Below are 10,343 nucleotides of genomic sequence, written 5' to 3'. Positions count from 1 at the left end.
AAGCCTAAATGCTATTTCACGAATTATAAATGTGAAAAGGAGGTTTTATCATTTGAATTCATTAAAAAATAACTTGTCTATTGTTGCTTTAGGTGGAGTAAATGAAATAGGAAAAAATATGTATGCTATCCAATATGAAAATGATATTGTCGTCATTGATTGTGGATCTAAATTTCCAGATGAAAGTTTATTAGGGATTGATTTAATAATTCCAGACGTCACATATTTGCAAGAAAATAAAGAAAAAATTCGCGGTTTAGTAGTAACGCACGGGCATGAGGACCATATTGGCGGAATACCATATTTTTTAAAACAACTAAATGTACCAATCTATGCAACAAAGTTAACGTTAGGTTTAATTGAAATTAAATTAAAGGAACACAATCTTCAAAATGATAAGGAATTAATCGTTATTCATTCAGAATCAGAAATTGATTGTGGTTCTATTAAGGCAACCTTTTTTAAAACGAACCACAGTATTCCGGATTGTCTCGGTATTGTTTTTCATACACCAGAAGGTACTGTAGTACATACAGGTGATTTTAAATTTGATTTAACACCAGTAAATAATCAACATCCTGATATTCATAAAATGGCTAAAATAGGAAGTGAAGGTGTACTAGCTTTATTATCTGAAAGCACAAATGCAGAACGCCCAGGTTTTACTCCATCAGAAAGGTCAGTAGGAGAACGGGTAGAGGAAATATTTATGAAAGCAAATAGAAAAGTAATTATTTCTACATTTGCTTCTAATGTGAATCGTGTTCAGCAAATAGTTGAAGCTTGCATAAAAACAAATCGAAAATTGGCTTTGCTCGGGAGAAGTATGGTAAATGTAGTAGAAGTTGCTCTAGAGAAAGGGTATTTACATATTCCAGACGGCATGTTGATTGAAGCGAGTGAGATAAATCGTTTAGATCCAAAGCAGGTAGCGATACTTTGTACAGGAAGTCAAGGAGAACCGATGGCAGCTTTAGCGCGTTTAGCGAGTGGAAACTATAGACAAGTTGATGTTTTACCAGAAGATACGGTTATTATAGCTGCGACTCCGATTCCAGGAAATGAACGTAACGTTTCAAGAATTATAGATAATCTATTTGCTTTAGGAGCAAAAGTAATTTATGGATCAGGTAGTTCTACTGGAGTCCATGTATCTGGTCATGCGTATCAAGAAGAATTGAAATTAATGCTCACTTTAATGAAACCTAAATATTTTATCCCAATTCATGGAGAGTTTAGAATGCTACATCACCATAGTTTGTTAGCAGAATCAATTGGTATTGAAAAGGAAAATATCTTTATCGTACGTAATGGAGATGTTGTAGATATTAGTAATGAAGTGGCAATTCAATCTAGAAGAATACAGGCAGGAAATATATATGTAGATGGATTAGGAATTGGAGATGTTGGAAATGCATTATTACGTGATCGTAAACAACTTTCAGAAGATGGAATGCTCGTTATAGTTATTACTTTTAATAAAGTGGATGGAGAAATAATTTCAGGTCCTGATATTATTTCTCGTGGATTTGTCTATGTTCGTGATTCAGAAGAATTTTTAAGAGAATTAAATAAATTAGCTGTTATTACAATTAATAATTTAAAGAAAGAGAATGTGAATAGCTGGGGTATTTTGAAAAGGGAGGTAAGAGAAGCGTTAGGGAAGTATATATATACAAATACAAAACGAAAGCCGATGATTCTTCCTATAATAATAGAGGTTTAATAGTAAAAAAAGAATTCTCGTATGGGAATTCTTTTTTGTTTTGAAGACAAAATGAACATATAATGAAATAAATAGAAATGGAAGGAAATAAAAGATGTTATTAAATAAACGTTTTACAATTGGAGAAATGGCAAAAATGCATAATATCGCAGAATCTACATTAAGGTATTATGATGAAAAAGGAATTTTTCATCCGTCCATTGTTGATCCTCAAACGAATTATCGTTATTATACAATCGATCAATTTTCACTATTAGATACGATTAAGTTTTTACGCCAATTAAACATTCCATTAAAGGAAATTAAAAAATATATTGATGAAAGAAATCCAGCATACGCACTCAATTTACTGGAAAAACAACAAGAGATGATGCTGAAGAAACAAAGAGAAATTGAGTATGCTTTAGCGAAAATGGAGCATAGAATTCATTTAATTAAGGAAGCAACAAAAGCAAAAGCTGAACAAATGGTAATAAAAGAGATCCCGCAGCGAAAAATAACAGCTATTGCGGTTGCCCCGAATACGACGGATGATATGTTTGAGTACTACATTCATTCGTTGCAAAAAAATATGAGGCAAATGGATGATAGCTTATTTTCTGGAGATATTGGTGTAACTGTTGCGAAAAAAGGGTTAATGCAAAATGAGTTTCAAGCATATAGCAGTGTATTTATTCTTTTGGATTATATGCCTTTTGAAGTACAGAGTTCAGATGAAATTAAAGAAGGTATGTTTGCCTGTGTATATCATCATGGGCCATATGAAGAAACTGATGAAACATATAAGAAGCTAATGAAATATATTGATCAAGAAGGATACGAAATAAGTGGAGATGCAATTGAGATTGCATTAATTGATTGGTCTGTAACAGAAGATCCTGAGGAGCAAGTAACAGAAATTCAAATTCCTATAATGAAAAAACAAAGCAATAAGTTATAGGACTCGTATAATTACAAATGAGCATCAAACGCGATAATTAAGTCACCTATTTTTTAATTCTCTATTGACCTTAAAGTTACTTGAAGGTTTAAACTAAGAAAAGAGAGTTGAAAAAAAGGAGCATATTAGAGTATGGAAGCAACAGAAAAATTAAGAGAAAAACCAATTAAAAGCTTATTTATTTCTTATTTAATACCAGCAGTTCTTGGAATGGTATTAATGTCAGTGAATATTGTAATTGACGCGGTTATGATTAGTAGAGGAGTTGGGGCGAACGGTTTAGCAGGAGTGAACGTGGCTATTCCAGCCTTTTCGATTTTCTTCTCTATTTCATTATGGATCGGAATGGGCGGGGCAACGTTATACTCCATTGCATTAGGTGAAAATAAACGAGAAAGAGCAAGGTCTATTTTTACTCAATCAATGACGGTAGCAGTTGTTATCGTAGGGATTTTAGCAGCGATTTGCTTATGGAGAATAGAAGATTTAGCATACTTATTTGGTGCAAACGAAGTGATTCTACCATATGCGTTAGACTATTTACACGTATTATTAACATTTGGAATGATATACGTTTTAGAAAATATTTTAAGTACATTTATACGAAATGATGGAAATCCTAATTTAGCAATGGCTGGTCTTGTTGTAACGGCTGTATTAAATATAGTGTTTGACTATATCTTTATTTTTATCTTTGGATGGGGCGTAACAGGTGCTGCCTCAGCGACTATTCTTTCGGCAGCGATTGGTTTCCTTGTATTATTAACCCATTTCTTTAGAAAAAGTAGTATTTTAAAGTGGACGAAATTTCATTTTGAATGGGATACTGTCAAACAAATTATGGTGATTGGTTTCCCAAGTTTTACAGCAGAAAGTACGGTTGCAATCGTAACGATTGGTTTTAATATCGCATTTGTCCAATATGCAGGAGAAGTAGGAGTAGCTTCCTATGCGATGGTGAATAGTATTCATGCAATGACATTACTATTATTCTTTGGTGTTGGAGCAGCATTACAGCCAATTGCTAGTTTCCATTACGGGGCAAATTTATCAGAGAGACTTCGTGAAGGATTGAAGTTTGCTGTGAAAATTGCAGTTGTCCTTGGAGGCGTTGCGATAATTGTCGGATTATTCTTCGGGAAATATATCATTGGTTTATTTGATGTTCAATCTCCAGAATTATTGGAGTTAACCTTAACAGGTATTAGTTTATTCTTTATCCAATACGTATTTTTAGGTTATAACATTGTGTATGGAGAGTACTTCCAATCAGTGCGACAAACGAAGAAATCAGTACTTATTATAATGAGCCGAGGATTACTATTTATTATTCCATTGTTATGGATTATGCCGAAACTATTTGGTATAAATGGAATTTGGCTCGTTATGCCAGTTGCAGAAGTAATGACAGCGATTATCGTATTTACGATGAATCGTATGAAACATCCTGTTCCATTAAATATGGCAGGAGAGAAAGAAGCGATATGATAAAAAATCCCCTTAAGCAATTAAGGGGATTTTCTTATTCCTTTAAACTAATAGCAAAAGATCCATCCGTTTCTTGAACAGAAGCAAAGGCAACGTTTTTAATATTTGTAATTCCTTTTTCTTTTAATTCTTTATATAACCATTTTTCATCTTTATGTATTAACTTTAAGTTATCATATTGAATTTGTGAATCGACGATAAGTGCAATTGGTAATCCAGCATACTTAACATCTATGTTTAAATCTTTTGGAGTTAATGGTACAAGTTCTCTTTTTGGTAAAATACTAATAGCGCCGTTCGCTTCTAAAATAGCGTATTCAATTTCATGAACACTTGGATATCCTGCAACGCGAAGATTAGAAAGCAGTTCTGCAATGGGGTATCTACTTTTTTGTAAGTTCTCAAAAATAATATCACCATGTTTAATTAAAATGATAGGGTGTCCGAGAATAAAACGATTTAGTTTGTTGAATAGGCTTAATTTTGTAAGGAGTAAATGTAAACATGTGATAACAACCATACCGAGAAATGCTTGTAAAGCACCAGAGACGGGTATGGCCTGGAAAGCTAAATAAGATAAAAAAATTATAGCCCCAAAATCATGAGGAGTTAGTTGCGCTAACGCGGATTTACCGAGTAACTTAAGCGATAGCAAAAATAAGATGAAAAAGAACGACACGTTACATAAAAAGAGAAGCAATAGAGACACTCCTTCGTGTAAAGTTGTACTTACTATTCCCGAAAGTAATATAAATATTACCTTTCAGAGGATAAATTAGGGTTTATTGGAATTTGTCTGTATACAAACAAATAAATGGATATTATCATGAAGGAAGTAAAAGAAAATAGGAGTATATGAATATGAGAAAGAAGAAAATAATGAAGGGCATTTTAGTTGTTATAATGATTTGCGCCGTGTATGCGGGGTTTTTACAATATCACATTTATAAGCATGGGCATATGAATGCAACATACGATGCTGATTACATAATTGTACTAGGATCGAAAGTAAATGGGACGAAACCATCTTATTCATTGCAATATCGTATTGATAAAGCAGCTGAATATTTAAAATCACATGAGAAAACAATCGCTATCGTATCTGGAGGACAAGGAAAAGGCGAAGACATTTCAGAAGCATTAGCAATGAAACAAGGACTAATAAAACAAAATATCGCAGAAGACCGCATTATAATGGAGGACAAATCTACGAGTACAGATGAGAATATTACATTCTCAAAACCGTTAATTCCAGCCGATATGAAAAAAGGTATGATCGTAACAAATGATTTTCACATGTTTAGAGCGAAAAAAATAGCGGCCAAACAAGGTTTACAATTAGAAGGTCTTCCGGCAAAAACACCGAAACCAATCATCATTCCATCGAATGTACGAGAATATTTAGCAATTACACAGTATTGGTTTATGAATCGAATATAGTGAAAGTGATCCCGTCTGAAACTCAGGCGGGATTTAGTTTGAGGAAAATCTTACAAATATGTCACGTTCGTGAAAGGTAAAGCGATAGTTTCTAGAATGATTTCCTGACATAATGAAGGTAACAAAAACTATTTAGAGGTGAATCGGATGAAAGGAAATAATATTTTATCTTCGTTATGTTACTTTAGTATCTTTTTTGCACCATTTTTACTACCAATTATCGTGTACTTTGTTGCAGAAGATGAAGTGAAGTATCACGCGAAAAAAGCATTTTGGTCACATGTTTTCCCATACGCAATCTTATTTGGAGGACTAGCAGTATCAGGCATGTACGGTTTAGGTTTCAATCAATCTGACGGTGCTGGAATTGGAATGGCTATCACATATGCAGTGTTCATTCTTGTAGGAATTTACTACTTCATTTGGAATATCGTAAAAGGTATTAAAGTTTTGAAAACGGCGTAAAAAGATAATTATAATTTCATTTACCGTATCGATAAACGTTTTAAAAAAGGGCAATTCAAAAAGAATTGCTCTTTTTGTGCTTATAAGTTGTGAAAATTGAAAAAGATATGTTAATTTTTCATTATGAAGAGAAAAAAGGAGTGATTTTCATGAATGAGATCATACATAAGATGGAGCAACATGTTTCAGTTCGTAAATATAAAGAAGAATCAATTCCGAAAGATGTAGTAGAAAAGATGGTGCATGCTGCGCAACATGCAGCTTCATCACATTTTGTACAGGCGTATTCTGTTATATATGTAACAGATCAGGAATTAAAGGCTACACTAGCAGAGCTATCCGGAAATCGCCATGTGAAGGACTGTGCAGCATTTTTTGTTTGTTGTGCAGATTTAAAACGACTTGAAATTGCATGTGAAAAACATAGTACAGAGATAAAGCATGAGGGAGTAGAAGACTTTATCGTTGCGACGGTAGATGCTTCACTTTTTGCGCAAAACTTAGCACTAGCAGCAGAATCGTTAGGATACGGTATTTGTTATATTGGTGGTATTCGTAATAATCCGAGAGAAGTGAGTGAACTGCTTCATTTACCGGATAAAGTATATCCTGTATTCGGAATGACAGTCGGTGTACCAGATGAAGAACATGGAGTTAAACCACGTTTACCAGTAGCAGCAGTTCTTCATGAAAATGGATATGATGAACAAAAATATGATGAATTACTAAACGAATATGATGAAACGATGAACGCGTATTATAAAGAAAGATCATCAAACAAGAAAAACGTAACATGGACGGAATCAATGAGTTCGTTTATGTCTAAAGAAAAAAGAATGCATATGAAAGAGTTTTTAAGTGAAAAAGGATTAAATAAGAAGTGAGTAAAGAGGCAAACCTGTGATGCAGGTTTGCCTTTTTGAGAAGGAGAAATACCTAAGGCCAGAAAGTTGTTTATTCTTTCTGAACTTAGGTATTTTGTTTGTTATCATGTACATAGAAATAAAAATTAATAATTTTTTACAAAAGTGATAGAAAATGAGAATGAAATGCCAATAGTAAGTAAAAGCGGCATAATAGCCGCTTTTTATCGTTTTATTTAGTATTTAATTTGAAATATTTTCCTTATGAAAGAAAGATTATTGCTAATTGTAAACTGTCAATAAAGTTATTTAAGTTTTGATATGGAATACCCCGCCGGAAAATACAGCAATAATTTCGTTTGAACATATCTGTTATTGCACGATCTAAAGCATCTTCTATAACAAGTTCAAACTTTCAATAAGAAGATAACCCCCTGTACAACTTAAAAGAATGTACGTAAATATTTTAAAAATCCGTTGATTAAGCCATTTAAAAATAATTTGACCTATAAACAAACCTAAAAATACAATTGGAAGGGCATAAAAACTTGATTCCCAAATGGTTTTGTTTGTGCCAGTAAAGAGTATTTGAGTTACTAGACTAATGAAATATATAAACAGATAAAAAGCTAATGTAGTTGCTCTTAACTTCTCTTTTTCAGTATTAGTTCCTGTAAAATAAAGTAACAGGGGTGGACCTGGCATACCGATACTTGTCGTTAAAAGACCAGATAATCCGCCAGCTATGAAATCTCTAGATTGTGTTGATCTAACCTTAACGTTGCATATTAGCAACAATGTTAATAGTAAGAGTAGGATGCTAACTGCTAATTTAAAAGTGTTTATGTTAACGGAAATGAAAATTAAAATGCCAAAAGGAACACCAACTATACTTCCAAAAATAAACCTTTTCAGTAGAACAAAATCAACGTCCATTCTTATTTTCCAAATGAGTGAAATGGAGATAATTAAAGATAAAATAATGTTTATTTGTATAGCTTCTTGTGGTAGAAATAACATAAGTAAGAAAGGGGTTGCCATTATGGAAAAGCCAAAACCTGTACTTGCTTGCAGAATAGAAGCCACTAATATAATACATATGAAAAAGAATGTGATACCCAAAACAGCCCTCCTATTTAATCAAGTTTAACTAGTTAAAGTCTATTATTTAAGTGCAATGTTTCACAAACTTATTTGTATTTTAACATAAATATCTAGTTTTTTCTCAAATAGTGTTGCCATATAAGGCTCTTTAACTAAAAAATCTGACTTGTATTTTTAAACAATTTTATTATGGGGAAACAAATAATGAATGGGATCAAAATGTATTGATTATCATTAAATTATTCACTGAGATCCCCGCGATAAAACAAGAACAGCCATATAAAACTTACAAAAATACAGCATGTAGCTAATAAACAGCCAATCATTTGAGGAGAAAGAATTTCTAACAGCCCTCCTGTAAAAAACATCGATAACTGAATAAGAGATCCGTAAATGGAATAATGGAATGAAAAAACTTTACCTATCATATTTTCGTGTGTGTAAGTTTGAAGTAATGTCGTATCAAGTGGAACGATGATTCCTCCTGCTATGCGCATACAGAATAAAGTAATGATACCGATAATAAGTTGATCGGATAGAATGAATCCGAGAAAGAAAATTCCTTGTAATAAGTAGGCCCAACCGAATACTTTTTTCATTTTTTCTTTATTATGGGATATATAAAGATTAACGAGAAGGCTTCCTATCATAAGCCCAGCCCCTTGAACCGTATATAAAATCCCAATGTTCGTATGGAAAATTTTTTCGGCATAGATCGTTAGAAGTAGTTGATAAGCACCTCCAATAATCCCCCATGAAATGCCGACAAGAATTAATGTTAAAATGATTTTTGTTTGTAATATGTATGTATAACCACCTTTTATATCAGTGAAAAATGCTTTGTTCTTGTTACAAGTATCATGAGCAGGAATACTCATGTTATAAATAAAATAGGCTGAAATAAAGTATGATAGGCTATTTACTAAAAAAGCGAACTCAATATGTAAAGATTGTGCAATTACTCCGCCCAAAGAAGCCCCCATAATAGACATAAAACCATTAATTATACTAGAAAGAGAGTTAGCAGTTACGAAATGATTTTGGTGTACGATATTTTTTAGGGTTGCTTGTTTAGCCGGTTCAAATAAACAAGAAAGTACAGATAAACATATATTAGCAATGAAAATAATCTCAATTTTATAGCCTGCGAGTAAGTATGTAAGGACTAGAATTCCCCGTGTAATATCGGTAAAAATTTTAGAGAAACGATCTACAATTCCGCCTATGAATGGACTAAGAAGAAGCTGTGGTAAACTTTTACTTATAAAAGTAAGTGCGATCATAAACGGCGATTCCGTTATGCTGTAGACAAATGTTAATAAAGCTACCGTATGGAACCAATCCCCAAGTACACTTAATGTTTGCCCATAAAATAGTTTATTGAAGTTTTTATTTGTTTTAAGAAGTGTGGAATAAGAAACTGACATAAATAGATTAATCCTTATGTAATGACGATGTTTGAATTTGTTCTTTCCACTCACTTAAATACACTTTTTCCGCTGTGGGAAGTCCAACAGGTAATTGTGCAATCAATTCTAAACTATTTCCATCAGGGTCGTTAAAGTATACGGCTGCATGTGCTAATTCCGGAAAAACAATTGGTTCAATTGGTTCCATTCCAAAGTCTTTTCGTGCTGAAATTCCTTTTTGATTTAGCCAATGAATCGCATTTTCTAAATCATGTAAACTTACTTGAAAGGCGATATGTCGTAAAGAGGGGTGATAATTCACTTTGTATTCTGTGCCTTCCCAAAGGCCGAGCCAACTCTCATTTTCTTTAATCCAAAAGAAAGCAATATTATCTCCTCTTTTATATAATTTTAGCCCTAGTGATTCATAAAAAGGTATTGATACTTTTAAGTTGCGGACAGGTAAATGTGCTTCGTAAAGACCTCTAATCATTGTAATCCCCCTTAGTAAAAATGTTTCTTATTCCATAGTAAACAATATGTTGCTAGTTGAAATCGCAAATAAGAGGGATATAAATTCATACGAAAGTATGAAAAAAAACAGCTCATATTTGAGCTGTTTTTCTATAGTTTTTAGTTCATTTTTCAAGGATAGGATATATTAATATCCGTATCCGCCGCCACCCCAACAGCTACATCCGATGATGATTAGAAGGATGAATAGTACGATAAGCAAAGCAAATCCACCGCCGAAACCAGCGCAACTTCCACCATAACTCATATGTTTTCCTCCTTTTTAGTAAGTTAATCTATATGGTTCATGGACTACTATATACAGTATGTTTTTTGTATAGAAAACGAGCCAGTCTCATTTATAATTAGACAAATGCCTGTAGATTCATTAGGAT

Annotated in this window: 11 protein-coding genes; 6 read left to right on the top strand and 5 right to left on the bottom strand. The window is 32.9% G+C overall.

Going from position 1 to position 10,343, the window contains the following annotated elements; genetic code table 11:
- The first annotated feature begins 52 nt into the window (after positions 1 to 52).
- The 3 genes from ACQGSG_RS22755 (at position 53) to ACQGSG_RS22745 (ending at position 4,154) form a co-directional block, all read left to right on the top strand.
- A complete protein-coding gene (locus tag ACQGSG_RS22755; RefSeq protein ID WP_426948066.1) occupies positions 53 to 1,726 on the top strand; it encodes a ribonuclease J in 1,674 nt (557 codons plus the stop codon).
- Positions 1,727 to 1,820: 94 nt separating this feature from the next.
- On the top strand, positions 1,821 to 2,666 hold the full coding sequence (locus tag ACQGSG_RS22750; protein ID WP_000925910.1) for a MerR family transcriptional regulator: 846 nt from the start codon (positions 1,821 to 1,823) through the stop codon (positions 2,664 to 2,666).
- 132 nt (positions 2,667 to 2,798) lie between these two features.
- The gene (locus tag ACQGSG_RS22745; RefSeq protein ID WP_000388390.1) at positions 2,799 to 4,154 is read left to right on the top strand and encodes an MATE family efflux transporter; all 1,356 of its coding nucleotides are present in this window, start codon (positions 2,799 to 2,801) and stop codon (positions 4,152 to 4,154) included.
- 34 nt (positions 4,155 to 4,188) lie between these two features.
- On the opposite strand, the gene ACQGSG_RS22740 is transcribed toward ACQGSG_RS22745, so the two are convergent.
- Positions 4,189 to 4,854, bottom strand: a complete 666-nt coding sequence (locus ACQGSG_RS22740; RefSeq protein WP_000923922.1) for a DUF421 domain-containing protein — start codon at positions 4,852 to 4,854, stop codon at positions 4,189 to 4,191.
- A gap of 161 nt (positions 4,855 to 5,015) precedes the next feature.
- Here ACQGSG_RS22740 and ACQGSG_RS22735 point away from each other — a divergent pair, with 161 nt between their 5' ends.
- From ACQGSG_RS22735 to nfsA, 3 genes are all read left to right on the top strand, one after another.
- Positions 5,016 to 5,594, top strand: coding sequence for a YdcF family protein (locus ACQGSG_RS22735; RefSeq protein ID WP_001227676.1), 579 nt, complete (start codon positions 5,016 to 5,018; stop codon positions 5,592 to 5,594).
- 147 nt (positions 5,595 to 5,741) lie between these two features.
- Positions 5,742 to 6,059: a DUF4870 domain-containing protein gene (locus ACQGSG_RS22730; protein WP_000678055.1), complete on the top strand. Its 318-nt coding sequence runs from the start codon at positions 5,742 to 5,744 to the stop codon at positions 6,057 to 6,059.
- A gap of 149 nt (positions 6,060 to 6,208) precedes the next feature.
- Complete coding sequence (gene nfsA / locus ACQGSG_RS22725) at positions 6,209 to 6,943, top strand: oxygen-insensitive NADPH nitroreductase (protein ID WP_061655910.1); 735 nt, start codon at positions 6,209 to 6,211, stop codon at positions 6,941 to 6,943.
- A gap of 375 nt (positions 6,944 to 7,318) precedes the next feature.
- Here the strand turns inward: nfsA and ACQGSG_RS22720 are convergent, their stop codons facing one another.
- The 4 genes from ACQGSG_RS22720 to ACQGSG_RS22705 all read right to left on the bottom strand — a co-directional run bounded on the left by ACQGSG_RS22720 (position 7,319) and on the right by ACQGSG_RS22705 (position 10,216).
- Positions 7,319 to 8,044, bottom strand: coding sequence for a sulfite exporter TauE/SafE family protein (locus tag ACQGSG_RS22720; RefSeq protein ID WP_098926440.1), 726 nt, complete (start codon positions 8,042 to 8,044; stop codon positions 7,319 to 7,321).
- 221 nt (positions 8,045 to 8,265) lie between these two features.
- Complete coding sequence (locus ACQGSG_RS22715; RefSeq protein ID WP_325842269.1) at positions 8,266 to 9,453, bottom strand: MFS transporter; 1,188 nt, start codon at positions 9,451 to 9,453, stop codon at positions 8,266 to 8,268.
- A 7-nt stretch (positions 9,454 to 9,460) separates the two neighbouring features.
- Entirely contained in the window at positions 9,461 to 9,928 is a 468-nt protein-coding gene (locus ACQGSG_RS22710) for a VOC family protein (RefSeq protein ID WP_000617953.1), read from the bottom strand.
- A gap of 168 nt (positions 9,929 to 10,096) precedes the next feature.
- Positions 10,097 to 10,216 carry a YjcZ family sporulation protein gene (locus tag ACQGSG_RS22705; RefSeq protein WP_000120179.1) on the bottom strand — a complete coding sequence of 40 codons (120 nt, stop codon included), beginning with the start codon at positions 10,214 to 10,216 and terminating at the stop codon, positions 10,097 to 10,099.
- Between the last annotated feature and the right edge of the window lie 127 nt (positions 10,217 to 10,343).

The sequence above is a fragment of the Bacillus sp. GMa5/1 genome, from assembly GCF_050172015.1.
Classification (GTDB): domain Bacteria; phylum Bacillota; class Bacilli; order Bacillales; family Bacillaceae_G; genus Bacillus_A; species Bacillus_A cereus.
Note: the sequence above shows the minus strand (reverse complement) of the source record. Positions and strands in the feature narration are given on the sequence as shown.

What these genes read in the sequence shown, in the direction of transcription:
- ACQGSG_RS22705 (WP_000120179.1), bottom strand. Translation starts at nt 10,216, where the DNA reads ATGAGTTATGGTGGAAGTTGCGCTGGTTTCGGCGGTGGATTTGCTTTG.
- ACQGSG_RS22710 (WP_000617953.1), bottom strand. Translation starts at nt 9,928, where the DNA reads ATGATTAGAGGTCTTTACGAAGCACATTTACCTGTCCGCAACTTAAAA.
- nfsA (WP_061655910.1), top strand. Translation starts at nt 6,209, where the DNA reads ATGAATGAGATCATACATAAGATGGAGCAACATGTTTCAGTTCGTAAA.
- ACQGSG_RS22715 (WP_325842269.1), bottom strand. Translation starts at nt 9,453, where the DNA reads ATGTCAGTTTCTTATTCCACACTTCTTAAAACAAATAAAAACTTCAAT.
- ACQGSG_RS22730 (WP_000678055.1), top strand. Translation starts at nt 5,742, where the DNA reads ATGAAAGGAAATAATATTTTATCTTCGTTATGTTACTTTAGTATCTTT.
- ACQGSG_RS22745 (WP_000388390.1), top strand. Translation starts at nt 2,799, where the DNA reads ATGGAAGCAACAGAAAAATTAAGAGAAAAACCAATTAAAAGCTTATTT.
- ACQGSG_RS22735 (WP_001227676.1), top strand. Translation starts at nt 5,016, where the DNA reads ATGAGAAAGAAGAAAATAATGAAGGGCATTTTAGTTGTTATAATGATT.
- ACQGSG_RS22750 (WP_000925910.1), top strand. Translation starts at nt 1,821, where the DNA reads ATGTTATTAAATAAACGTTTTACAATTGGAGAAATGGCAAAAATGCAT.